The organism is Trichocoleus sp. FACHB-46, assembly GCF_014695385.1.
Classification (GTDB): domain Bacteria; phylum Cyanobacteriota; class Cyanobacteriia; order FACHB-46; family FACHB-46; genus Trichocoleus.
Window position 1 is genome coordinate 35,520 of the sequence record NZ_JACJOD010000022.1, and the last position, 23,546, is coordinate 59,065.

The following is a 23,546-nucleotide window of genomic DNA, read 5'->3' on the forward strand; positions in this document are numbered from 1 at the left end:
AACAGAACTAGGGATAAACTCTATTGATCGCAAAATTCTTCAATTCCTCACAATTGGGCTTGGAGCGGCAGGGTGACGATAAAGTTAGTGCCTACACCCAGCTCACTGGTAGCTGTAATGATGCCACCTTGCAACTCCGTGAATTTTTTGGCGATCGCTAAACCTAGACCTGTCCCTGGAATCCGATCCACATTACTAGCACGATGAAAAGGTTCAAACAAGTGGGGCAAATCTTCAGGAGGGATACCCATTCCTTGATCTTGAACTTGGATGATGGCGACATCACGCTTTTGCTGCAACTCAAACTGAATCTTGGTGTTTGCAGGCGAGTATTTGATGGCATTGGCGAGCAAGTTGCTCAGGACGTGGCGCAGTATCTCCTCATCTATCGCCACATCTGAGCCATCTCCCTCGTAACTAAAAACAATTTGATGCTCCTTGCCGCTGGTTAGTTGAAACTCCGTGATTAATTCTTGACAAAAGGCGCTCAAATCTAGAGGGACGGGTGCGACTTGAAACTTGCCAGATTCGGCCTTGCCGATGACTAAAACATCATCCACTAAATGCCCCAGGCGTTTCGTCGCGTTCAGAATTCGTTGAAAACATTCTTTCTGCTTATTTACCTCAAAAGCCTGAGAATGATCTCGCATTAGTTGAGCGGTCATTTGAATGGCGGTGAGGGGGCTACGAAATTCATGAGACATCATGGAATAGAACCGAGAGCGTAATTCACTAAGTTCTTTCTCCGTTTCCAGCGCTTTTCGCATCTCCTCAGCTTGTCTGCGTTCGGTGCTGTCTCGCGCATTCACAATAATCCGAGTCGTGCCGCTGGGCTCAACAAAATGTTTACCACTGGCTTCTAACAGCCGCCAAGAGCCGTCTTGATGGTGGCAGCGAAATTCCGCCGTTGCAGTCACTCCAGGCTGAGCAATCACATTTTGAAAGGTCTGCCGCACATGAGAGATATCTTCTGGGTGCAGGTATTTGAAAATATTGGTGGCAGCGATCGCCTCTGGTTCATAGCCAAACAAAGTTTTACTGGAAGGACTAGTGTATTGAATCGTGCCATCAATCGCTAAAACCACGATCAGATCGAGGGCATTTTCAATTAGTGACCGAAAGCGTTCTTCATTTTCTCGCAAAGCTTGCTGGGCGGCCCGCCGCGCTTGGCGCTCTTGCGCTTCCCGCAGTTCTCGCGCGATCGCAGGCACTAGTCGCACCAAATTCCCTTTAATCAAATAATCATGTGCCCCCGCTTTCATGGCAGCCACCGCAATATCCTCACCAATGGTGCCAGAGACAATAATGAAGGGGATATCCAAGCCTCTGCTTTGCAACAAAGCTAAAGCCGCCGGAGCACTGAACTGGGGCATGGAGTAGTCGCAAATAATCACATCCCAAGTGGCTCGATCCAGAGCGGCCTGCATCGCCTTCGCAGTATCTACCCGCTCGTAAATGGGATCGTAACCCTGTTGCTCCAATTCCAACACCAACAACTCTGTGTCATCTTCAGAATCCTCCACAATCAAAGCTCGCAAGATCTGACCCATGATGTGCTCCCGTCAGATTAAAGTTCTCGGATTTGCGGCGTTTCATTGATCAGTAACCAATAAACACCCAGTTGGCGAATCGCTTCCATAAATTGATTAAAGTCCACGGGTTTGCGGATGTAACTGTTGCACCCTAAGCTGTAACTTTTAATCAAGTCTTGCTCCTCTTTCGAGGTCGTCAAGATGATGATGGGTAAAACTTTGGTACGAGCCTCACTGCGAAGACGGCGCAACACTTCCAAACCATCAACTTTAGGCAGCTTCAAGTCCAGCAAAACTAAGGATGGCATGGGGTAGAGATGGCGATCGCTATAGATTCCCTGACCCAATAAGTAATCTAGCGCTTCGGCTCCATCCCGCTTGACAATGACTTCGTTGGCAATCTGGCAATCCTCAAATGCCAATAAAGTTAACTCTTCATCGTCTGGATTGTCTTCTACAAGTAAGATTCTTTTTTTGAGCATGGCAGTCTTTTAGATGGCTCTGTAGATCTTAAAGGGAGGTGCGATCGCTTTCTGGAGCCAGCGTAAAGTAAAAGCAAGCTCCCTGCTCTACGGCTCCCTCGGCCCACACCTTGCCTCCATGTCGGTGAATAATCCGCTGCACAGTGGCTAAGCCAATGCCAGTGCCAGGAAATTCGGTCATGGCATGCAATCGCTGGAAGGCTCCAAATAACTTGTGAGCATACTCCATATCAAAACCAGTGCCATCGTCTCGCACGAAGTAAACAGGTGTGATTCCTTCTAATGGTAAGACTCCAAACTCAATCCAGGCTTGAGAATGTTTAGAAGTAAACTTCCAGGCGTTTCTCAGTAAGTTGTCGAGCACAATCGTTAGCAGTTGAGTGTCACCATAAGCCATCAGGTCAGGGGCGATCGCAAATTCGGCTTGGCGCTCTGGTTGGCCCTGCTGGATCTCGGTAGCAATAGATTCGGCGATCGCGCTTAAGTCTACGGGTTGCCAACTCATTTCGCTGCGCGTGACTCGCGACAGATTCAGCAAATCATCGATCAGTTGCCCCATCCGCTGAGTGCCTGCCCGGACTCGTTGCAAATAATGTTGCCCTTTGGCATCTAGCTGCTCCGCATGGCGCTCTAGCAACGTTTGGCTAAAGCCATCAATACTCCGCAAGGGAGCCCGCAAGTCGTGCGACACCGAGTAAGCAAAGGCTTCCAGCTCTTGGTTAATGGCTGCCAGTTGGGTAGTGCGTTCCATCACTCGTTGCTCAAGGTCCTGATTGAGCGCTTTAATTTCTTGCTCTGCACGCTTGCGATCGGTAATGTCGTGAGTCACTTTAGAGAATCCCCGTAGTTGCCCAGTGCGGTCATGCAGGGCGGTGAGGATGACGTGAGCCCAAAACTGTGACTCATCTTGGCGCATGCGCCACCCTTCTTCTTCAAAGCGGCCTGTTGTTGTAGCGATCTGTATTTCTTGCTGGGCCTTAGCGTGCGAGTTGCTGGCATCCGGATAAAAGCGAGACAGTGATTGACCAATGATGTCTGGGGCTTGGTAACCCAGAATTCGCTCTGCACCACTGTTCCAACTGGCGACTTGGCCATCAGCACTCAGCATCACAATGGCGTAGTCTTGCACACCTTCTACAAGCAAACGAAAGCGCTCTTTACTTTCCCACAAGGCGATTTCTGCCTGTTTGCGCTCGGTGACGTCGAAGCGGATTGCCAGATATTGAAAGGGTTTACCCGCCTGGTCTAGAAACGGCACAATAGTCGTATCGACCCAGTATTCGCTACCATCTTTAGCCCGATTCTGAATTTCCCCGTGCCACACTTTGCCACTGCTAATCGTGGCCCAAAGAACTTGAAAAAACAGCGAAGAATGATGCCCCGAATTAATAATGCGGTGGTTTTGGCCTAGCAACTCGGCTTTAGAGTATTTCGACAGCTCACAGAACTTGTCATTGACATAGTTGATGGTGCCGTGGTGGTCTGTTGTCGCGACGATCGCGGCTTTATCTAGGGCAAATTTAATATCTGATAACTCTTTGAGCGATCGCCGCAATTCTGTTTCCACTCGGCTACGTTCCGCAATTTCACTTTTGAGCTGTTCGTTTAATTGCAGGAGGGTCGCGGTCCGTTCGTCCACTCGTTGCTCTAGCTCGGCATTCAAGGTGCGCACACAAGCTTCTGCCTGCTTACGCTCTGTCACTTCATTCGACAAAGCCAGGTTCACGGCTGCCAGTTGACTGGGGCTGGATAAAGCCAGGGCTTGAGGTAGTAAGGGAAATAAGGAAGCGGCTGTGCCTACGGAAGCCAAAGCCGTGATCGCCTTCACGAGACCAGCCAGCCAATAGACTGGATGCCATAAAGTCCAAATGTCAATGATGTGGGTCGTGCCACAAGCAACAATAAACAACCCAAACATCCAAAAAATCCAGTCAAAAGGGATATCTCGTCGCTTATGCACGAAATACACCAGCATGATCGGAATCGAGTAATAAGAGAGGGCGATCAGGGCATCTGAAACTAGATGCAGTCCGACTAAGCCTGGTCTCCAGAGGTAGCAGTGGCCGTGAGGCATAAATCCGCTGGAAGCCAGCAACACGTTAAAAAATTCCGACATAGCATGTTTTCTGGGGGCTTGCTTTTATTCTCAACGCTTCCCTTTGGATAGGGAAAAGAACCTTGCGGAAAATCTCTGCTTGCAGTTGATGCCTGTTAAGGGACTGTATCAATCCGTACAGATCCAAGGCCAGATTCAACTCTCTCACAAGTAGCCCCCATGCTAGAGCCTCTACCACTAGACTCCCAAGTTCTGTCTCATTTTGCCCTTCCTTCCAACTCAACTGCCATCTTAGCGGGAGAAACAGATCCGAATTTAGGGGCATCGCCTTTAGGCCACCGTCAGGCTGGGCACGATGCCCTCAGTTTTGCACTGGAGAATTGGTCATCCGTACAGCCCATTCTTGCTGATGCGAGCAGATTTCGCAGTGAGGTGTTTAGCGCTCGTTTAGAAGCGCTGCCCTTTCCAAAAACACCAGCAACATCCAACCCAGTCACCCCGCTAAGCACTTATGAGCTAGACACCTTAAGTGGTAGCTCCAACTTTAGTGGTTTCGTAGATAGCTACAATCCTCAGGATATCTACTACTTCCAGCTAGACACGACCAGCGACCTTGATCTCAGCCTTACTAACTTAGCGACTGACGCGGATCTGTACCTAGCGCAAGATACTAATCAAAATGGCGCGATCGAAACTGATGAGATTATTGCGTCGTCCATTGAGGGTGACACCACTTCAGAAGCGATCGCTCTCACAGGGCTAGAAGCTGGAGACTACGCAGTGATTGTGGAGCAGTACAGTGGCGGCACGAGCTATAGCTTAAACCTCAACGCTGATGCAGCAGGCAACACGCTATTTGAAGCCAGGGATTTAGGACTTTTAATCGGCACGAGCAGCTATAGAGACTTTGTCGGCAACTCCGATCCTCAAGACTTCTATCGCTTCTCCTTGGAGGATACCAGCAACCTCAACTTAAGTTTGAGTGAGTTAGAGAACGATGCCGATCTCTTCCTATTCCAGGATCTTAACGACAATGGCCTGATGGACGATGCTGAAGTTTTGGCTTCCTCCTTAGCCTCAGACAGTCAGCCAGAAATAATTAATTTTGGTAGTTTAGCTGCTGGTACTTACTCAGTACTGATCGATCAATATATTGGCGACACCAACTACAACTTCAGTTTGACTGCCTCCCCACTCGTGCAAACCGTTTGGGGCTCTCTAGAAGCAGATACCTTCACAGTGATACCAGGTGCGAGTCGCATGGTTTTCTCTGGCAATGGCAATCTGGAGTTTGGCACTGGCGAATATGATCTGCTGGATCTTTCCCATTTGCTGTCAACGGATGTAACCTTCAATCTAGCAACAACTACCGGTGGGGGCTTACTTTACGATCCTGGCAATGGCGATCGCCTCTTTGATGCTTTGACTTTAGGAGATGGTCGCGAAATTTTATTTGAAAGTATCGACAGCATTGCTTTCGCTGACACAACTTTCGATTTATCCGTGACCCCTAACGATCCACTCTTTAACGAACAGTGGAACCTCCATATGATGGGTGTGCACAATGCTTGGCGTTTTACCACTGGCTCAGAGGAAGTGCTAGTGGGCGTTCAGGATTCAGGTTTAGGCGTGGATGCTGACGGGTTCTTACATCCAGACCTCAGGACCACAACCATTTTTTCAGACAACTACAACGATGATTCAACAGATCTATCACATGGCACAGCGGTTCAGAGCATTATTGCTGCCAATGCCAATAACGGTATAGGTATGAGCGGTATCAACTGGAATTCCAGCGTCATCAACATTGATGTGCTGGGAGGAGAAACGGGTGACTACAGCTTAGCTGAAGCGACCGCAGCCATGATTGCTGAAGCTGCGCGCCAAGGCCAACGTTTAGTCATTAACATGAGTCTGGGAGGTGGTGGCCTTGAGCCTGACTTTGAAGCACTGGTCGCGAATCACCAGGAGGATGTACTGTTTGTCATCGCTTCGGGTAATGGTGATCAGAACAGTCTTCTCTATCCCGCTCAACTCGCGGCGCGTTACAACAACGTCATCGCTGTTGGAGCTTCTTGGGGCGCAGAAGACATGTATGGCAATTCTCAAACCCCAGGCACTCGGATTTCTTATCCTGACTTTTGGGGATCTAATTATGGTGAAGGTTTAACGTTGATGGGACCGTCTGAAGTCATTGCCACTGGTGCAACTCCAGCCGACGCAGGCACAAACTTCGGCTACGAAACTCAATTTAACGGTACATCTGCTGCCACCCCCAATGTGGCTGGAGTGGCGTCCTTGGTTTGGAGCGTCAACTCTGAGCTCACAGCAACTCAAGTCCGGGAAATTCTGTCAACCACTGCCTATGATCTAGGAGATCCTGGTTATGACGAAGAATACGGCGATGGATTTGTTAATGCAGACGCAGCGGTGCGGCGAGCGATCGCATTAGCCTAAGCCTTGCTGATTCAGATCCCTTCCTATCTTTGTTAGACTTCCTGTCTTTAGTTGGAAAGGAAAAAAAGGGATCTATTAAAATCGCCCCCTAGCAAGCCCTTAGCAAGTGTGAGGTCTTCACCATGCAGCAAATCTGGTTTTCCCAGTGGTTGAGATTTCCTCCGGGCCAGTTTTGGTTACCACTATTAATCAGTGGGCTAGCGATCGCCTTGGTCAGTTGCAATTCGCTGGCTACAGCTCTTTATCCAACTGCTCCAACGAGTCCAACCAAGTCAACCCCAATTATTTCAACACCAATTATCTCAGTGCCGACTAGTTCAACAATTGACGCCTCAGCCAAACTGACCACCATGAAGACATCCATTCCCTTTCAGGTATTGCGGGTTGGGTCCAATCCTTTGTCTCAAAGTATGACGACTCAACCCAAAGTTTTAGTATTTCAAAATCAGCAGGATTGGTCTAAGTTTTGGAACCGCAGTTCTTCGCTCGATTTAAATTTACAAAAACCAACGGCTCCCAGCGTGGATTTTTCGCGGCATCAGGTGATTGGGCTAACCTCAGGTTCTCACTCAACAGGAGGTTTTAGTATACAAATTGACCGAATAGAAAAGGTGGTAATGCCTCAGCGTGAGGAATGGGTGATTCATTATACAGAGAAGGTTCCAGGTGCAGACTGTTTTGTGACTCAGCAGACAACAACCCCAACAGTTTTTCTTTTGACAGCTACTTCCGATGCTCCTATTCGTATGCAGGGAAAGACTATCTCAGAGTCTTGTAATAGTTAGCAGCTTTCTTGGAAAATTCGAGAAACATTCACTCTCAAGATGGAGTCTCACAAACAGTGGTAATGAATTTAACTTGTTTTTTATTCACTTCCTCTATCCCAAGTTTGAAGAAATTAGCTTATATTAACTAGGGTTTGCATCGAATTACTCAAGCTGATCATTATTCTAGTTACAACTCATCTAGCCGCACTGTTTGGAGTGAGGAGATTTACGGAATGACATCTGGACATACCCCTGCCTTCCTGATTCAAGGACTACGGCATTTGATTCGATTGGGAGGGCGTCACTGGTGGGTATCTGCCCTAATTTGGCTAGCCATGATTGTGCCCGCGCAGGCGGCTCTAGACTTACGAGTTGCGGTTGAAGAAGGCAAGCAGCAGGTCGGAGTGGCTAGCTCTACAAAAGCCTTGATCAAAGATGGTAACGGACGAATCTTAGGAGAACTCGCTCCAGAGCAATCTTTGAGTGCTGCCTTAAGTGCAGGTGGTGTGTCCCTGCAAGGACAGTGGCAGGCAGGTCAGATTTGGGTGGAGCCCACAGAAGGTGGCTATGTCTGGATTGGCGATCGCTGGTATCGCGGACGGGCATTTCTGGTTCCCACTGCTAAGGGTCTCACTGCTGTTAACTATGTGGATCTGGAGCAATATCTCTACAGTGTCGTTGCGGCTGAGATGATTCCGAGTTGGCCCCAAGAAGCTCTGAAAGCTCAAGCGATCGCGGCTCGTTCTTATGCTCTCTATCAACGGCAAAGTTCTGCTAATAGTATTTACGATGTCGGCGATACACAAGCATGGCAGGTTTATGAGGGAGTTGCCAAAGAAACCTCCACTACCCAAGCCGCAGTCAACGCCACCGCTGGTCAAGTTCTGACTCATAGTGGTCGCATCATTGAAGCAGTGTTCCATTCTTCCTCTGGTGGACATACAGAAAACGTGGAAGATGTCTGGAAGCAACCGCTGCCTTACCTGCGTGGCGTGCAAGACTATGACCAAGGCGCACCCGTTTACCAATGGACTAAGACTTTTTCCAACTCCGAACTGAGCAACCGCATCTCTGGAGTGGGGAATGTAATCTCCATGCAACCCGCCCGGACAACGCCTCAAGGTCGCATTGTCACCATGAAAGTCGTCGGTGATGCTGGAAGCCGCACCATCAGCGGTAGTGCCCTCCGAGATGCTTTGGGTCTTAGAAGCACGCTGTTTACTGCTACTGCCGTTTCTGGTTCCGCTGGCACCAAGAGCAGCAGTTCGCTACCAGGATTCCAAATCTCAGGTCGTGGCTTTGGTCACGGCTTAGGCATGAGCCAATGGGGAGCCCATAACCTAGCTCAGCGTGGTTATAACTATCAACAAATTGTCTTGCATTACTACAAAGGCACCGCCCTCGCCAGAATTCAAGTGCAATAGAGCTGTTTTCCTGAGTTAGAACGTCTTCTAGCGGGCACACAGGAGTTAGCCAGAAATTAAGATTTAGGAGCTAGAAGCCAGCACCAAGCCAACTTCTAGCTTTTTTTAAGGTCTATCTTGCAAGTCTTGAGCCAAAGCTAAAGTTGCATAGCTGACTAACTCGTTTAACCGAGAGTTGTCGATTTGATGACGCTGGGCGATCGCCTTGGCGGGTACTCCAACAGCCACTGAGTAAGGAGGAATATCTTTGGTGACTACTGCACCTGCCCCAATTACGCTACCGCGATGAATGGTCACCCCATCCAGCACTCGGACGCCGCTGCCTAACCAGCAATCATCTTCTATAACAATTCCTTTGGCAGTCACACCTTGATCACGAATTTTTTGTGATGGATTGCCAAAGTCATGATTGCTGGCATAAATACCAGAATGCGAAGCGATAAGGCAGTCTTTGCCAATGATGACGTGACCAGGCCCAGCGATACAGGTGTAGGGGCCAATATAAGTTTCTTGGCCAATCTCTACATAGCCGTGGTCATGAGATTTAATATCAACACCGCGATCCAGACAGGCATGCTCAGCGATGATCAGTTGGCTATTTTGACCAGCACTACTTAAGCGAGTTCCCCGGCCTAAGCGGGCTCGGCAACGAACTAAAATTGTATTATTTTGACCCGAGCTATCCAATTCAACATTTCGTCTAATTTTTACTTGTTCTTCAATACAAATCTTGTTATCTTTGCCCGAATTATTGAAAGTAGCTCCGCGATCGACGTTAACTCGGTCACCGATTTCAATGCCAGCAGTACCCTTAAATCCAACGTCTTTTTGAATTTGTACCGCACTCCCTAAGCGGCCTAAAACATTACGGTAGAGCCATTCGCGGAGTTTAATTCCTAAGGAAAAGGGGATTCCCTCTAAAGGAGCTATCACAAGAGATTCTTTATGGCGTAACCATCGAGTTAAAACAGGTAGATGCTCTTCGGCGTTCATAGCTAAGTCTCATTTCAGATAAATATGCAAACAATGATTCACGACAATTCGTGAGGTGAATTGCCAGCCTCCAGGGCAAGGTTGAGGCTCAAAATTGATGCGACTTTAGGTGATTGAGCAAAGACTAAGTTCTGACTCTCAGCCTAGGGTGATTTTCAGCGATCGCAGATACCAAGGGCGATCGCTAACCATAAAAATAAGGCTGAAGCTAGAGAGCTAATCAGAACTTTGCTCTCCCTAAAAATCAGATGAGTTATTCACCAACTCATGAATAAAACTTTAATCACTGAGCCCGTCTAAGGCGGAGTGTCGCCAACTTCAGCCATCACATTGAAGTTAGCCATGGGGGCAAACAAATAAATGCTGCCTCGATTGCTATAGCGGCTCTGTTGTAACCAATGATCTACAGCTAGGGCCATGAAAAGAAACATAGCGAACTGAGGTGAAAGTCAAGCAGAGGATGCCTGAATCTGAGGAGATCGGCTAGTCGCAAATCTGACTTAGATTGGATCTTAAAGCTCATCCTAACTAAGCCATTAAGACAAAATCAAGCTTTATCAAGTTTGCGTGAATCAACTGAGAGACAAAGCCCCTATAAAACTGAATTTCATAAAGTTTGCGTAAATAAACTGAGCCGCTTTCCACTCTTGATGGGAAAGCGGCAATATTGGTGAGATTGCTGATGAAACAGCTAAGATGACTCATTCAGGCGACGCTGCCATTCTGCGTCAATTTGGTCCGATCGCTCAACCTCTTGTTCTAGCAAGTCAGTCTCAGTGGTGTAAGCTAAGTCCTTCTCGCTTACCACCATTTCAGTAGCAAATTGCTCGGCATAAGCCAGCTTCTGCTGTAGTTCTGGTTCAGCTTGGTTCAGCCGTAGGGCACGTTGCCGACGGTTTTGATTACGAATCGCCAGCTTGCTATTGCGCCACTGAATCCAGAAATAGCGGACCAACGGCACTCCCAAGAAAGCCGTACCATACCCGAGTAATAACCAGTAGATAGACTGCACAAACGCAACCAAGCCACCTAATTCTGCTGCTGCCGTTCCATCAGCGAGTAGGCTACCCAAGACTAAAGCGCCAATTAAGTTGAGTCCACCTAGGCCAACCGCCAGAATAATTTGCCCTGCACCAGCAGCACTAAAGCGCCAAGGAATTTCTTCTAAATAAGCAGGCACCGATCGCGGACGATTTTGAGCAGCGGTGGTTTGCAATTCGGGAAAATGATAAACAATCCCGCCTTCTGGACTCACTTCGGGCCGCCCATTGAAACGAGAGAGTACGGGAATCATAAAGTCTTCGTACTCGTGACCATAGCCTTGGCCAACATTATCTAAATAAGGAGCAATTTGCTCAGCGACCACTGCACCTCGATGATTGCGAATCACAGTGCCAATAGTCTGCCAGCGTCGCTCTTCTAGGTCTGCATTGGGATTGCCATCCCCAAATAAGAAGGAAAAGATCGCTTCTAAAAAGTTGAGCCGATTTCCTTCGGCATTGCGAGAACGGCGACGGCGGCGTTCATAGGGGCGATCGTCATAATAATTGGGGTAAAAGATCCAGAAGAAATCAGGGGTGAACCAAAAATTGGGGAGAAAGATGCCACCCCCACCCCCGGAGTCATTGTCATTGTCTCGGCTAGAATTCATTGCCATGACGATGAGGGCGATCGCCACCACAATTAAAACAATCGACGCTAGCAAAACAATGCCAAAGGAGATGCGAATCAGATAAAACAGAACTCGCCAAACCTTGGCCCACCATTCCTTTAGGCGCAAGCGGAGGAATTTGTTCCGCAGGACATTCCGAAAGTTTTTGGGAAAGAGATAAACGACTTCACCAGACTCGGCGACTTGCAAGTGCCCGCCCGCATCCGATGCCAAGGCTAGAAGCCCCTGCTGAGCCAGATTAATATCTAGCCCTGCCTGAGCAGCAATATCCCCAACCGTAACGCGGTAATCTAGTCGTTCTACCGCTTGCATAATCGTGGGATTTGGCACCATCCGCTTCCTTCCCTTGCGAAACCATAATCGTGATTACTTCCAGTATAGGCATCAGGAATAGCGATTCTGGCTAGGCTTTGACTCCCCTTCCCTGTAGGGAAGGGGTTGGAGGTTAGGTCTCAATCTGTGCTCTTAGCAAGTCACTTGTGTAGATAAAATCTACTGACAGCCAACAGCAGTAGATTGGAGGGCCGAGCTTAAATTAGCAGCAAAGGTGATGGTTTGGACAAAAGGAGATGAGCCTGGGCAGTTCATCCGGGAGCGATCGCTACGGCGAGGAGCAAACCAAGAATTGGCTTTGACCACCAAACTGCTACCCGTCCAAGCCAAGCCCGTGACCGTTAAGGAGTTGCTGTCGCCGCTAGTGAGCATACCGGAGAGAAAAGTGGCATTGGCAACGGTCCCGGTGGAGGGGTTAATCCGGGCGAGTACAGCAACTTTACGGCTGCCACCTTTGCCATAACTAGTTAACCAACCACTTGCTGCAAAACGACGGAAGTCTTGACTGGAATAACCTTGAGTGCCAGTAGAACTGAAGACGCCATACAACACACTCCCGCCATCCCAAATCAAGCCATATCCGGTGCCATCGTCATTGGTGACTTCGTAATCTGTTTTACACCAAGTGCGCTGTCCGTTGTCAAAGCGGACTAGGCGGGGGTTTTTGTTCACAGAAGAAACTTGTTGATAGCCGATGTAAATACTAGTGGTACCGAAGGTGACAGAAGGGCCACCCTTCGCCTTAATTGTGGCTTGGCTGTCGGTACAGGTGAAAGCCACAGCTCTACCCACTGATGCCACAGGAGCTGCTTGTGCAGTTTGGGCAGTCACGCCTGCCAAACCGATACTGCTACTTGCACCGAGGAGTGTTGTGAGGCCCAAAGCAGTAAGCTTGGTTGAAAGTTGACGGGTTTGCTGTGATGGTGCCGAAGCGTTGAGATCGCTGCGTAACTGATGAGGCTGCTTTGAAGACAAGTTGAGTTGTCGTTGCCCAAGCAACGCAGACAGAAAACGCTGATTCATAGGAATTCTCCAGCAAAAACTTTGTCAGAAGTTATGTTTCATCGCTTCTACATCTGGTTTGGTTGTGCACAACCAACTGATGAAACTTGAACCATGTAGAAACGAGGCAGGATGCACCAATGAACCGTTGACCCTGTGCAATCTAACCCAGCGTTGGAAGAAGGTGGCCTAGAAAATTTACCGAATCTTCAAAATCTTTTACACAATCTTTAATTTATTCAGAGAATTTTTGGTATTTTTTTTGACTTCGGTTAGAAAATCGCCCGGTTGACGCCTGATAAACCTGATAAGTAGAAAGGAGAATGTTGGCTTAAGACTTGTATGCAGAAATTCTCATACCTAGCGATCGCGGCTGGACTGACACTGATGCCGTTGGAAACGCCAGCAGCTTTGCCCGGACCCAGTTCACAGCTAACCTTATTAGCAGCTAGTCAAAATAGCATGATTGCAGATGCAGGAACGCCCCTGTGCTACATGCAGACAACCAATCAAGGTTTAGTAGATCTGAGCCATTTGTGTCAGCGATCGGCTCCTACTACCCCCAGCAATCCCCAAGTAGTAGTACTTGGTTTTGAGCGCAGCGGCGATCGCGTGGTGGGCCAAGTCCGTAATGATACGGGGAAACCAGTTAGATTCGCGATTGTGAACTATGCAGTCGCTGCTCCCACTACTGATGCGGCAGCTAGCTTCACTTATGTGACCCCGGAAACTCTCCAGCCTGGACAAACAGGCAATTTTGAGGGCACGCTTTCTCAACCGGGCACCGTAACAGTGACTTCTGTAGAGTGGGAAGCAGAACCCAACAGCTAAAGCTCGTTCCTAATACCAGGGTGTCATTTGCGGGACTTTTATACTCGTTTACAAACTCAAACCCCTTAAGGTTTTTTGTTGCTCAGAGGTCCCTAGCCCCTTACTTTGAATCAGGACGTTAAAGTTACCTAACCCCATTGGGCTAGCCAAAGCATGCAATGCTTCCCGCCGAGCGAGCAGAGCTTGCAAAGACTCCCCAGGTTGACTGAGATCAGTGTGGGAGAGCGCGGCAATGCGATCGCCTAAGCCCAGCGCCATTAAGAATAAGCCTTGCTGAATCAGACCGACCTGTTGCAACCCACAGCGATCGCCTTGGCGTTCTAAAGCTGTAAAGTCCACATGCGCCGTAATATCTTGGTAACCTACATAGAAATACGGGTTGTTGTGATAACTATGTTGGTAGTAGCACTGCAAAGTGCCTTCCGATCGCCCTGGATTATAGTAGCGAGTGGCTGGATAACCATAATCAATAGTCAGAAGATAGCCTTGCTGTAAGCGATCGGCGACTGTTTTTAACCAGCTCAAAGCGGCTAGATTGACTTCAGTTCTGTATCCTTCCGGATAATTACCTGATAGCAGCGGGATACCTAACCAATCAAAATATTCTCTCAGTTGAGGGGTTGAGAGTTCTCCTAGCACTTCAGCAAACTGCATTGTGTCAGGAGCAGATGGGCTAGAAGTGAGGGTGACATAAACTTCTTGTAGTTCTCCCTCAGTGAGTACCACTTGATGTACCGGGAATGCATCGACTAATTCATTGGAAAAACAGCAACCCACAATAGAATCAGGAGGGATCTCCTCCCAGGTGCACCAACGCACCGAGAGAGAGGCAGTAAGGTGAGATTGCGATCGCAGCCGCTGCTGTTGTTGTAGCCGCAGCGTAGGAGACTTTTCCACCACTACATATTCGATCGCTTGCAAGAAATCAGGATATTGTTGCTGGAGATATTGCAAAATATCGGTGGCTAAGAGTCCCTGACCTGCTCCCATCTCTACCAACGTAAAAGGAGAGGGTTGCCCCACCGATCGCCACATATCCACAAATTGCTCCGCTAGCAATTCGCCAAAATCAGCCCCTAGATGAGGAGAGGTAAAGAAATCACCTTGAGCCCCAATGGTGACCGCTTTGGTGGAATAGTAACCTTGTTGGGGATGGTAGAGCGCCAAGTCCATATAGCCAGCAAAGGTAATTCGCTGATTGGGACTGTTGGTTATCTGTTGAGCAATGAGTTGGCAAAGAACAGAGTTGCTACCGTTGGGGTTGAGTTGCTGAGCTGTCATAGTTTCGATTCTAATTTTTTTGCGCTTAAGCTTGATTTAGATTTATTAGCACGCCGGGTTTTACGCCTAAACAGCAGAACTACCACTGCAATCAACAAAATCGCGACCACAACATTAGAAGCAGGCCCCAGATATTGTTTGACTAAATAGTAGCGATCGCCTAAGACATATCCTGAACCCGCTAGCAAAGCATCCCAAATCGTTGCGCCTAAAACCACATAAAACAGAAATAAGAGCACAGGCATACCGCTGATACCCACTGGCACAGAGATAAATGTCCGTACGCCTGGTACGGCTCGACTCAGTACTACAGCTCGGCCCCCGTACTGCTTAAACCAATATTTAGACTTCTCAATATCTTCCATCGATACTTTGATCCAGCCACCCGAGCGATGAGACAGCTTCCGCAATCCTGGCTCCCCCAAGTACTTGCCTGCAAAGTACCAAGGTAATGCCCCAATTACAGAACCTAAGACCCCTGCTAAGACTGCATACACTAAATTCAGTTTGCCCTGAGCTGCCATAAACCCTGTTAACGGCATGATGACTTCAGTCGGAAGCGGGGAGATCAACGTCAACAATACGATGCCGAGGTAGCTGAATGATTCCATAAAGGGGGTGCCTTGCTAGCCTTCCATCCATTCTCTACGATCGCGCTGCAACTGATCGCTGTCAAATCGGCAACAGTATATTGAGTTGACTAAGTACACTTTATTGAGAAATCTCACCTTCCGGAAGACAGAGGATCACCGCGATCGCTGCTAGTTTAGAACCAATTAGACAGCGGCAAGCGAGGCGCAGATCAATGAGAGGGCGCGATTCAGTAGAGCGAGCCAGTAATCAAGCAGGGCGAGCTGCCAGACAGGTTGCGTCTCAACCGTGGGTGGAGCCTCTAGCCCGATTCGGCTATACCGCTAAGGGGATTGTCTATGGCTTAGTTGGTATCCTAGCCGCTCAAGCTGCTTTTGGGTCAGGCGGCAAAACCACAGATTCACGAGGAGCGCTACAAACCATCCTAGATCAGCCTTTTGGGCAGTTTTTGTTGGGATTAGTGGCGATCGGTTTGCTGGGTTATGTGCTTTGGAGCTTGGTCCAAGCAACGATGGATACCGAAAATCATGGTACCGATGCTAAGGGAATTGCTCAGCGACTCGGTTATGTCGGGACGGCTATTGTCTACGCAGGATTGGCCCTGACAGCGGCTCGGCTAGTCCTAGGTTCCGGTGGTAGTGGAGGTGGTAGTAGCGCTTCCCAAGATTGGACGGCTCGTCTCTTAGCTCAACCCTTTGGTCAATGGCTGGTAGGCACAATTGGAGCAGCGATTATTGGCTTTGGTTTTTACCACTTCTATAAAGCCTACACCGCCAAGTTTCGCCGTAAATTGAAGCTGAACGAAATGAGCGAGAATGAAAAAACCTGGGCCACTCGCATGGGTAGGTTCGGCTTAGCTGCCAGAGGCGTTGTGTTTGCCGTGATTGGTTTTTTCCTGATTCAGGCAGCTCGGTCTTCTAATGCCAGTGAGGTGCGAGGTCTGGGAGGAGCTTTGGCAGCTTTGGCGAGTCAACCTTATGGTCCTTGGTTGTTGGGACTGGTAGCCCTAGGACTGGTGGCTTATGGTATCTATAATTTTGTCTTGGCTCGCTACCGCCAGATGGTCATCCAGTAAGTTCTCCCTTTAAAATCAGAAGTGCTCTCTAGAATTACAGCTAACGCATGCTGCCACGCGAAGACCTATTGAAAGGCATTGAAAATCGAGACGCGATCGCACGAGTGATCGACCAAGCCGACCAGGCGATTAAAACCTGGGAAGTCGTCTGTAGCGATTTTCTTGCCCCTCCAGAACTCGCTGACATGCAGCAAGCATTTGGGCGGTTGACTGAAGTCCAGTTGTTGCCCTGGGGCGGCTACCCACAAGCAGAACGGCAACGAGTGGCGATCGCACGGGCCGAACTCCCCCTAGAAGCCACTCAAGTAGAAATAGCAGCTCTCGACATTGCGGGCAACTTCTTGTTTGATCCTGCGACCCACCGTGACTTCCTCGGAGCGTTGCTAGGCACAGGCATTGTTCGGGAAAAAGTAGGTGACATTATTGTGTTAGGAGAACGAGGAGCGCAGGCGATCGTGGTGCCTGACCTAGTGGAGTTTCTAGAACTCCACCTTAATCAAGTGCGATCGGTGCCCGTAAAAACTCGGCGGATTGAACTCAGCGAACTGAAAATCCGAGAACCCAAGAAAAAGGAACTGACGACGGTAGAAGCCTCACTACGCTTGGATGCGATCGCCTCGGCAGGCTTCGGCATGTCTCGCAGCAAAATGGTGGACTTGATCGACGGCGGAGATGTCAGGGTGAACTGGAAGGAGATCAGCTCTGCCAGCCATCAACTCAAAACTGGGGACTTGGTGGCAATCCGCGGCAAAGGTCGCCTAGAAGTTGGCGAAGTCGCCGTAACCAAAAAAGATCGCTACCGAGTTCAGCTAACTCGCTTTGTGTAGATAGTGTATATGCTGCTTTAAAGCGAGCTGGCTCCCCTTCCTTTGAGGGGAGGGGCTGGGGGTTAGGTTCCAATGCGATCGCTCAGCTCAACTTAGCGCTACATTCCAAAATCAAACGTTGGTTCTCGATTGAATAGGGTTGAATTTCTAAAGCGCGGCGAAAGGCGGGAATGGCCTCTCGGTATTCACCCAATGCCACATGGCAGAGCCCTATGCCATGAAGTGCGCCAAAATGAATCGGGTCGAGCTGCACTACTTGTTGGCAATCGGCCAGCGACTTACGATACTTGCCCTGAACGTAGTACAGCACTGCTCGTCGGTTCCATGCTTCGGCAAAATCGGGTAAGTCCTGAATCAGCTGGGTAAGCACCGCTTCTGCTTTGAGTTTTTCTCCGGTTTCTAACAACATCTGTGCCTGCCGAATTTGCTCTAGGCCCGCAACGCCCTTCTGTTCAAACCAGCGTCGCCACAATTCCTGGGTAGCACGATTACGCACCTCTGGGTCTGCGTGCTTGAGGTCTTCAAGTAGCCGCTCAATTGATCGGTTATCCATGCAACTATGACTCTACCGTGAGGATCAGCGAGGTTTCTCCTTCCTTATTGTGGCCTCAATTTAAGGCTAATTGTAAAGTTTTGCAAAATTCAAAATAAGTTCTTGGCTAGAGCATGAGAAGCACATAGGCGATCGCTTCTCGAAATATCGATGTCGTTACAACGGCGGGATCTAGGCTCTATGGCTCAAAAACATTTCAAACAATTTATCTATTGGTTCGTAGGCGAGCGGGCGGGGCGTGTACTGACAGCCACTTGGTCTTGGCTCTGGGGCTTGCCTGTGGAGTCAGGCGGCAAGATTGCGGTGGAAGTGGCCCAGGAATCTTTGGAAACGATGCAAAAGTCGGTAGCGCAACTTACCCAATCAGTGGCGAGTCTAATGGCTGCTTACCAGCAAGCTAAGAGTATGTACGAAAGTAGGCAGAAAGAATTTCGGCAAGCTGAACAACAAGCAATTTTGGCACAACAACAAGGCAATGCAGAAGCCGCCCGGATGGCGATGACGAAGGCCATTTTGCTCGATCGCTCGCTGCCTTCCTTAGCGAAAAAATTTGCCAAAGCGGAGACAGTGGTGCGAGCTGCCAAGGACAGACTTAACCGAGAACGCCAGAAGCTAGAAACTTACAAATTGGAGATGCAAAATCTCAAAGATTTGGCGGAGCTAAATGAGGCGCTGGCTGTGATCGATCAGGCTAATACTGAACTTGAAATTGGCTCAGCGCGATCGCAGTTTGCGACGGCTCAAACTTCTATAGAACGGCGACATCTCCAGATGACAGCACAGGCAGAGCTTTCAGAAAATCCAGCGGAGAAACTGACCGCGGATTTAGCTCAGATGACGCTTGACGATGAGATTGCTCAACGACTGCAACGACTGACAACTTCATCTTCATCCTCTCGCTCAGTCACTCCCTCAGATGCCTAAAGGAACTCCTACAATGACCTCAACTCAAAAAAGCAATTCTACTTCTGTGCGTCCCAAAGCCAGTGTCCCGCCCATTGTGCTCTTGTTAATAGGTTTAGGAGTAGTCACAGGCATCTCCTGGCTGAAGGGAAATATCTTTTCTCCATCATCCCAGTCGCTCAATGCGGGTGCTCTTAAAGACCGCATGAGTCTGGGGAATAAGCTCTTGATTGAGGCGGATGCTACACCAGAGAAACGCGCCGGAGTTGCAGCTTTTGCCAAAGGAGATTTTAAAGGCGCGATCGCCCAATTTGAAGCTTCTCTCCGAAAGCGCCAAAATGACCCAGAAACGCTGATCTACTTGAACAATGCCCGTGTTGATGACACAGCGCTCCGAATTGCCGTGGGTGTTCCGATTGGGAGCAACCTGAATGTAGCTCAGGAAATGTTGCGCGGGGTCGCCCAAGCTCAGGATGAAGTGAATCGGAATGGTGGCATTGATGGCGTGCCGCTACAAGTTGAAATTGTCAACGATGAAAATAATCCAGAAATTGTGAAGCAGGTGGCGACAGAGTTGGTAAAAGACTCGCGCATTCTTGCCGTAGTAGGACATAACGCCAGTAATGCTTCTTTGGTCGCTGCGCCGATCTACCAACAGGGACAACTGGTGATGGTGACTCCGACTAGCTTTGCCAATAATCTCTCTGGGTTTGGCAGTTATGTCTTCCGCGCTGTTCCCACAACTCGGTTAATGGCGGAACCTCTGGCTCAATATGTAGTTGGCACCACTCGTAAAACTAATATCGCTGTGTGCTATGACTCCCAAGCTCCAGACAATGTCTCCTTTAAAGATGAGTTTGTCGCAGCTTTGGTAGCTCAGGGAGGCAAACTCGTGCCAACCGTTTGTGACTTCTCTACTCCAAACTTTAACCCAACCACGGCGATCGCCCAAGCGGTTAGTAGTGGGGCTGAGGGGCTGTTAGTTTCTCCCCACATTGATCGGCTCGATCGCGCCATTGACTTAGCCAGAGCCAATCAGGGCAGGCTCGCATTATTGGGTAGCCCAACTTTATACACAATCAAAACGCCGCAGTCTGGTCAAGCCGATATGAATGGATTAGTTTTACCTGTGCCTTGGCATCCGACTGCTTTTGCCGACCATCCATTTGCAATCAATGCGAAGTATCGATGGGGAGGAGCGGTCAATTGGCGAACGGCAATGGCCTATGATGCCAGTCGTGCCATTATCAAGGGTTTAGAGCAGGATAAAACTCGGAGTGGCTTGCAGAACGTTTTGCGGAGTCCAGCGTTTTCGGCTTCTGGAGCCGGAGATCCGGTGAAGTTTCTGCCATCAGGCGATCGCCTGGGTCAAGCTGTTTTGGTGCAAATCCAGCCCAGTGCTTCTGGCTATGACTTTGCGCCACTCCGTCCATAATCGCTTTGCTTCCTGACTTTCAACTTTGGTAGGTATCCGGAGATGAATATTGAGCCAGCAGAACTTTACGACCGGATTCAGAAATTTGCCTTAGATGATGTAGATGCCGAGCTGCCGTTTAGCAAACGATTGGCGAGGGAGAATGGCTGGACTGCTCAGTATACGCAGCGAGTGATTGCTGAGTACAAAAAGTTTGCATTTCTCACGGTAGTCGCTGGGCACCCAGTTAGCCCCTCCAAAGATGTGGACGAAGCATGGCATTTGCATCTCCTTTATACACGCTCCTATTGGGGATACTTTTGTCCAGAGGTTTTACAAGTTTCTCTGTATCATGAGCTAACCAGAGAGGGTAGTAGCAGTCGCGAAAAGTTTGATAGCTGGTATACTCAAACGCTTTTCAGCTACGAACGTTGGTTTGGACAGGTTCCTCCTGCTGATATTTGGCCGCCAGTACCCAGGCAGATTCATCAGGGTAAACAAGTTAGCAACAGAGATCAGTTCTGGAACTGGTCTCTCACAAAGCACCGAGCTAACCGACGCGCGATCGCAGTTTTATCATTTCTGTTCACCCTAGCTATCACTAGTTTTACTCCGTCAATTGCGAGCAGCGTCGGTACGAATATCGCCACCAAAATTAGTAATCCGCTTGATTTTGCAGGAGTTGAATTTCTAGATTTCTACTTTAGATTGCTTAGTGTGGTAACACTCTTTGCCTGTGGTTTACGATGGTATCTCTGCCAACCAGGTCATCAAACCTCTGTGCAGGCGGTACATCTCGATCCCTACGAGGCGGCTTACTTAGCAGGTGGTAAACGTCGGGCTGTAGAAGCGGCGATCGCACATTTGGTAGAGCGTAAACACCTGAGATTGTTGATGACTGAACGAGCCTTTCGGAGAGGCCTCCCCCTGCCGAAAAATAGTCATTTTTTAGAGCAAGCAGTCGTGCGAGCAGTTTCTAAAGGTGGCAGCATTGAGAACGTGAGATCCCTAGTAGAACCTTTGACAAAGACTATCTACACAAATTTGCAAGAACTCGGCTTACTAGTCAAGCAAAGTCAAGCAGCAAGGACTCAGTGGTTACCCACGCTCTCTGTTGCTGCGGTACTGGTGTTAGGAATTAGCAAGATAGTGGTCGGTATTGCTCGGGATAAACCTGTAGGATTTCTCGTCATACTTTGTCTATTAACAACAGTCATCGCTGGCCTTCTATCCATTAAGCCTCATCGCAGTCGATATGGAGATTCTGTATTGGAGCAATTGCAGCGACAACATGCCAAGTTGCAATACAATTCGCCAGCTACTCAACTAGCATTGGTGGTGGCTCTGTTTGGTAATACGGTTTTGGGAGACGCGGTTTTGGCTGATTTAGATCAGGTGTTCATGCCTCCTGCAAGCGTGGGTGGTGGAGATGGAGGCGGTGACGGCGGTGGAGATGGAGGCGGGGGTTGCGGGGGCGGTGACGGAGGCGGTGGGGGCTGTGGTGGCGGTGACGGCGGTGGTTAACCGCATGGATGAAATCGATCAACAATTGCGCCAATTGGTGATGGCTGCTTGTCGCCAGCCGCGAGGGAGCCTGGAGCGCCAACGAGCCTTGAACCAACTGATCTGGCAAATTCAGCGCTCTGGCAAACTACTCCGAGGCGTTGGTGTCCCTGATTATGAAGATGCCCTCCAGCAAACATGGCTCTACTGCTGTCGCAACCTCTGCGAAGCGCTAACTGGCAACGCTTACGACCCAGAGCTAGCCAGTGTGATTACTTGGCTCAATGCCTATCTCAAGCGACGGTTGAGCGATCGCCAGCGGGAAGTGTTTCAACAACAGGCAGAACGGGCATTTGGTCAGCTTGCAGAGACGGGGGAAGTAATTAATCCAATCGACACTCTTCCTGCTCCTGCCAATCCGCCACCGATCCTAGAAGAGATTCGGGAATGGGTAGAGCGAGAAGGCAGACAACTCCGGCGGATTCATGTGCGCGATCGCCCCGATATTAACTGCGAAGTGCTGATTCTACGCCGCTTACCGCCAGAAACTGCTTGGGAAGCGCTATCTCAGGAGTTTGGTGTGGCGATCGCCACCTTGAGTAACTTTTATCAACGAGAGTGTTTTCCTCGCTTGCTCAAGTTTGGACAAACGCAAGGATATTTAGATTCATAGATCGTTTCAGTATCGTTTCGATTGCCGCATTCAACCTCCTTACCCATGATTGACTCCACCCAAGACCTCACAATTACGCTGCCAATTCCTGCCTCTGCTCGCCAGGTGGCGCAACAATTTGCTCAAGCCCAGCCCACTCCAGAGAAAGCGGCTCAAGTTTATCGCAATACGCTGGCTGTGTTGCTGATGCGAGATTATTTACAAATGCTCGACGTGCCTACCAATCTGGAGGCAAGCTATAGCTGGAATCCGATCGCTCGTCTCTGTGCAGATGTGGCTGACTTAGAAATAACGGGGCTAGGGCGTTTAGAATGCCGTTCTATTCAAATGAGCGATCGCAGTTGCTCCATGCCGCCGGACGTATGGCAAGACCGGATTGGTTATGTGGTGGTGCAGTTAGATGAAGCCTGCCGTGCTGGCACCCTATTAGGATTTGTCCCCCGTGTTACTACTACCATGCTGCCACTCGCACAACTGCAATCTTTAGATGCCCTACTGTTGCGCTTGCATCAGCCTGCTCCTGTTGTTGTGCAATTGAGCCAATGGTTTAATCAAGTTTTTGAACCGCAATGGCAGGCGATCGCAGCTTGGCTAGAGAACCGAGACACCAATTATGCGATGGCTTTTCGGGCTAAACAGGTAAAAGGCATGACCATCGATACGCCGGAAGCAGTGAAACACTTGGTTGAGCAATTGTATGCCAATCAGGCTGAGCAAGAACCAGAACGTTCTACACTAAGTACCGCTAATGTGGGTGTTATTCCTGCCTTGACCCAACTGCTGCAAACCACGCAAGACGAAGAAATCCGTTGGACTGCGGCTGAGCTATTGTGGACGCTTGATCCTGACCATCCCGCCGCCGGAGTCAGACGCATCACAGACTTAGGCATTCACCTAGCAGGCCATGCGATCGCCTTGATGGTGGCGATTCTGCCCAAACCAGAACAAAAAGTGGCGGTACTCTTGCGGGTTTACCCGATGGCAGGTCAAGCTTATTTACCACCCGAATTGCAATTGGTAGGCTTAGATGCTGGAGGGCAGGCATTTTTGACCACCCAAGCTAGACGCAAAGATGATTACATTCAGTTGAAGTTTACGGCTGACCTAGGAGAACGATTTAGTGTGAGAATTGCTCTAGAGTCAGCTAGCATCGTGGAAAATTTTGTGGTTTAGCGTT

At 49.2% G+C, this 23,546-nt stretch carries 20 protein-coding genes and 1 pseudogene; 11 read left to right on the forward strand and 10 right to left on the reverse strand.

The window, feature by feature from the left end:
• Window positions 1-47 precede the first annotated feature (47 nt).
• The 3 genes from H6F72_RS12295 to H6F72_RS12305 are packed head-to-tail and all read right to left on the reverse strand — an operon-like array spanning window position 48 to window position 4,130.
• Window positions 48-1,550, reverse strand: coding sequence for an ATP-binding protein (locus H6F72_RS12295; RefSeq protein ID WP_190435488.1), 1,503 nt, complete (start codon window positions 1,548-1,550; stop codon window positions 48-50).
• 17 nt (window positions 1,551-1,567) lie between these two features.
• On the reverse strand, window positions 1,568-2,014 hold the full coding sequence (locus H6F72_RS12300) for a response regulator (RefSeq protein WP_190435491.1): 447 nt from the start codon (window positions 2,012-2,014) through the stop codon (window positions 1,568-1,570).
• A 28-nt stretch (window positions 2,015-2,042) separates the two neighbouring features.
• The gene (locus tag H6F72_RS12305) at window positions 2,043-4,130 is read right to left on the reverse strand and encodes a PAS domain-containing sensor histidine kinase (RefSeq protein ID WP_190435494.1); all 2,088 of its coding nucleotides are present in this window, start codon (window positions 4,128-4,130) and stop codon (window positions 2,043-2,045) included.
• Between the two features lie 159 nt (window positions 4,131-4,289).
• Between H6F72_RS12305 and H6F72_RS12310 the strand changes: the two genes are divergently transcribed.
• The 3 genes from H6F72_RS12310 (at window position 4,290) to H6F72_RS12320 (ending at window position 8,718) form a co-directional block, all read left to right on the forward strand.
• Window positions 4,290-6,527, forward strand: a complete 2,238-nt coding sequence (locus H6F72_RS12310; protein ID WP_190435496.1) for a S8 family serine peptidase — start codon at window positions 4,290-4,292, stop codon at window positions 6,525-6,527.
• Window positions 6,528-6,649: 122 nt separating this feature from the next.
• Window positions 6,650-7,312, forward strand: coding sequence for a protease complex subunit PrcB family protein (locus H6F72_RS12315; RefSeq protein ID WP_190435499.1), 663 nt, complete (start codon window positions 6,650-6,652; stop codon window positions 7,310-7,312).
• A 215-nt stretch (window positions 7,313-7,527) separates the two neighbouring features.
• Window positions 7,528-8,718 carry a SpoIID/LytB domain-containing protein gene (locus H6F72_RS12320; protein ID WP_190435503.1) on the forward strand — a complete coding sequence of 397 codons (1,191 nt, stop codon included), beginning with the start codon at window positions 7,528-7,530 and terminating at the stop codon, window positions 8,716-8,718.
• 192 nt (window positions 8,719-8,910) lie between these two features.
• Here the strand turns inward: H6F72_RS12320 and H6F72_RS31110 are convergent.
• From H6F72_RS31110 to H6F72_RS12335, 4 genes and pseudogenes are all read right to left on the reverse strand, one after another.
• Window positions 8,911-9,072: pseudogene (locus H6F72_RS31110) on the reverse strand (DapH/DapD/GlmU-related protein); the annotation flags it as partial.
• Between the two features lie 935 nt (window positions 9,073-10,007).
• Window positions 10,008-10,142 carry a hypothetical protein gene (locus H6F72_RS30755; RefSeq protein ID WP_255527335.1) on the reverse strand — a complete coding sequence of 45 codons (135 nt, stop codon included), beginning with the start codon at window positions 10,140-10,142 and terminating at the stop codon, window positions 10,008-10,010.
• A 260-nt stretch (window positions 10,143-10,402) separates the two neighbouring features.
• Window positions 10,403-11,716 carry a hypothetical protein gene (locus tag H6F72_RS12330; protein WP_190435510.1) on the reverse strand — a complete coding sequence of 438 codons (1,314 nt, stop codon included), beginning with the start codon at window positions 11,714-11,716 and terminating at the stop codon, window positions 10,403-10,405.
• Window positions 11,717-11,875: 159 nt separating this feature from the next.
• Window positions 11,876-12,739: a hypothetical protein gene (locus H6F72_RS12335; protein ID WP_199299062.1), complete on the reverse strand. Its 864-nt coding sequence runs from the start codon at window positions 12,737-12,739 to the stop codon at window positions 11,876-11,878.
• A 321-nt stretch (window positions 12,740-13,060) separates the two neighbouring features.
• Here H6F72_RS12335 and H6F72_RS12340 point away from each other — a divergent pair, with 321 nt between their 5' ends.
• Entirely contained in the window at window positions 13,061-13,549 is a 489-nt protein-coding gene (locus H6F72_RS12340) for a hypothetical protein (protein WP_190435512.1), read from the forward strand.
• Between the two features lie 48 nt (window positions 13,550-13,597).
• Here H6F72_RS12340 and H6F72_RS12345 read toward each other — a convergent pair whose 3' ends face one another.
• Together H6F72_RS12345 and H6F72_RS12350 are read right to left on the reverse strand one after the other, a co-directional pair.
• A complete protein-coding gene (locus H6F72_RS12345; RefSeq protein WP_190435515.1) occupies window positions 13,598-14,830 on the reverse strand; it encodes a class I SAM-dependent methyltransferase in 1,233 nt (410 codons plus the stop codon).
• Complete coding sequence (locus H6F72_RS12350; protein WP_190435518.1) at window positions 14,827-15,441, reverse strand: DedA family protein; 615 nt, start codon at window positions 15,439-15,441, stop codon at window positions 14,827-14,829. Before H6F72_RS12350 ends, H6F72_RS12345 begins: the two co-directional genes overlap by 4 nt.
• Before the next feature lie 194 nt (window positions 15,442-15,635).
• Here H6F72_RS12350 and H6F72_RS12355 point away from each other — a divergent pair, with 194 nt between their 5' ends.
• Both H6F72_RS12355 and H6F72_RS12360 read left to right on the forward strand, forming a co-directional pair.
• On the forward strand, window positions 15,636-16,496 hold the full coding sequence (locus tag H6F72_RS12355; RefSeq protein WP_190435521.1) for a DUF1206 domain-containing protein: 861 nt from the start codon (window positions 15,636-15,638) through the stop codon (window positions 16,494-16,496).
• A 47-nt stretch (window positions 16,497-16,543) separates the two neighbouring features.
• On the forward strand, window positions 16,544-17,323 hold the full coding sequence (locus tag H6F72_RS12360; protein WP_190435524.1) for a photosystem II S4 domain protein: 780 nt from the start codon (window positions 16,544-16,546) through the stop codon (window positions 17,321-17,323).
• An 82-nt stretch (window positions 17,324-17,405) separates the two neighbouring features.
• Here the strand turns inward: H6F72_RS12360 and H6F72_RS12365 are convergent, their stop codons facing one another.
• Window positions 17,406-17,876 (reverse strand): tetratricopeptide repeat protein, encoded by a 471-nt coding sequence (locus H6F72_RS12365; protein ID WP_190435527.1) that lies wholly within the window; start codon window positions 17,874-17,876, stop codon window positions 17,406-17,408.
• A 150-nt stretch (window positions 17,877-18,026) separates the two neighbouring features.
• Between H6F72_RS12365 and H6F72_RS12370 the strand changes: the two genes are divergently transcribed.
• From H6F72_RS12370 to H6F72_RS12390, 5 genes are read left to right on the forward strand one after another with little or no spacing between them, the layout of a single operon-like run.
• On the forward strand, window positions 18,027-18,800 hold the full coding sequence (locus H6F72_RS12370; RefSeq protein ID WP_242016906.1) for a PspA/IM30 family protein: 774 nt from the start codon (window positions 18,027-18,029) through the stop codon (window positions 18,798-18,800).
• A gap of 13 nt (window positions 18,801-18,813) precedes the next feature.
• The gene (locus H6F72_RS12375; protein ID WP_190435528.1) at window positions 18,814-20,214 is read left to right on the forward strand and encodes an ABC transporter substrate-binding protein; all 1,401 of its coding nucleotides are present in this window, start codon (window positions 18,814-18,816) and stop codon (window positions 20,212-20,214) included.
• Between the two features lie 42 nt (window positions 20,215-20,256).
• A complete protein-coding gene (locus H6F72_RS12380) occupies window positions 20,257-21,717 on the forward strand; it encodes a TIGR04222 domain-containing membrane protein (protein WP_190435531.1) in 1,461 nt (486 codons plus the stop codon).
• Window positions 21,623-22,369 carry a sigma-70 family RNA polymerase sigma factor gene (locus H6F72_RS12385; RefSeq protein WP_242016907.1) on the forward strand — a complete coding sequence of 249 codons (747 nt, stop codon included), beginning with the start codon at window positions 21,623-21,625 and terminating at the stop codon, window positions 22,367-22,369. Before H6F72_RS12380 ends, H6F72_RS12385 begins: the two co-directional genes overlap by 95 nt.
• Window positions 22,370-22,414: 45 nt before the next feature.
• On the forward strand, window positions 22,415-23,542 hold the full coding sequence (locus H6F72_RS12390; protein ID WP_190435534.1) for a DUF1822 family protein: 1,128 nt from the start codon (window positions 22,415-22,417) through the stop codon (window positions 23,540-23,542).
• Window positions 23,543-23,546 lie beyond the last annotated feature (4 nt).

Excerpts from the sequence above, each read along its gene's own strand:
- H6F72_RS12295 (WP_190435488.1), bottom strand. The coding sequence starts at position 1,550 with ATGGGTCAGATCTTGCGAGCTTTGATTGTGGAGGATTCTGAAGATGAC.
- H6F72_RS12300 (WP_190435491.1), bottom strand. The coding sequence starts at position 2,014 with ATGCTCAAAAAAAGAATCTTACTTGTAGAAGACAATCCAGACGATGAA.
- H6F72_RS12305 (WP_190435494.1), bottom strand. The coding sequence starts at position 4,130 with ATGTCGGAATTTTTTAACGTGTTGCTGGCTTCCAGCGGATTTATGCCT.
- H6F72_RS12310 (WP_190435496.1), top strand. The coding sequence starts at position 4,290 with ATGCTAGAGCCTCTACCACTAGACTCCCAAGTTCTGTCTCATTTTGCC.
- H6F72_RS12315 (WP_190435499.1), top strand. The coding sequence starts at position 6,650 with ATGCAGCAAATCTGGTTTTCCCAGTGGTTGAGATTTCCTCCGGGCCAG.
- H6F72_RS12320 (WP_190435503.1), top strand. The coding sequence starts at position 7,528 with ATGACATCTGGACATACCCCTGCCTTCCTGATTCAAGGACTACGGCAT.
- H6F72_RS30755 (WP_255527335.1), bottom strand. The coding sequence starts at position 10,142 with ATGTTTCTTTTCATGGCCCTAGCTGTAGATCATTGGTTACAACAGAGC.
- H6F72_RS12330 (WP_190435510.1), bottom strand. The coding sequence starts at position 11,716 with ATGGTGCCAAATCCCACGATTATGCAAGCGGTAGAACGACTAGATTAC.
- H6F72_RS12335 (WP_199299062.1), bottom strand. The coding sequence starts at position 12,739 with ATGAATCAGCGTTTTCTGTCTGCGTTGCTTGGGCAACGACAACTCAAC.
- H6F72_RS12340 (WP_190435512.1), top strand. The coding sequence starts at position 13,061 with ATGCAGAAATTCTCATACCTAGCGATCGCGGCTGGACTGACACTGATG.
- H6F72_RS12345 (WP_190435515.1), bottom strand. The coding sequence starts at position 14,830 with ATGACAGCTCAGCAACTCAACCCCAACGGTAGCAACTCTGTTCTTTGC.
- H6F72_RS12350 (WP_190435518.1), bottom strand. The coding sequence starts at position 15,441 with ATGGAATCATTCAGCTACCTCGGCATCGTATTGTTGACGTTGATCTCC.
- H6F72_RS12355 (WP_190435521.1), top strand. The coding sequence starts at position 15,636 with ATGAGAGGGCGCGATTCAGTAGAGCGAGCCAGTAATCAAGCAGGGCGA.
- H6F72_RS12360 (WP_190435524.1), top strand. The coding sequence starts at position 16,544 with ATGCTGCCACGCGAAGACCTATTGAAAGGCATTGAAAATCGAGACGCG.
- H6F72_RS12365 (WP_190435527.1), bottom strand. The coding sequence starts at position 17,876 with ATGGATAACCGATCAATTGAGCGGCTACTTGAAGACCTCAAGCACGCA.
- H6F72_RS12370 (WP_242016906.1), top strand. The coding sequence starts at position 18,027 with ATGTCGTTACAACGGCGGGATCTAGGCTCTATGGCTCAAAAACATTTC.
- H6F72_RS12375 (WP_190435528.1), top strand. The coding sequence starts at position 18,814 with ATGACCTCAACTCAAAAAAGCAATTCTACTTCTGTGCGTCCCAAAGCC.
- H6F72_RS12380 (WP_190435531.1), top strand. The coding sequence starts at position 20,257 with ATGAATATTGAGCCAGCAGAACTTTACGACCGGATTCAGAAATTTGCC.
- H6F72_RS12385 (WP_242016907.1), top strand. The coding sequence starts at position 21,623 with ATGGAGGCGGTGACGGCGGTGGAGATGGAGGCGGGGGTTGCGGGGGCG.
- H6F72_RS12390 (WP_190435534.1), top strand. The coding sequence starts at position 22,415 with ATGATTGACTCCACCCAAGACCTCACAATTACGCTGCCAATTCCTGCC.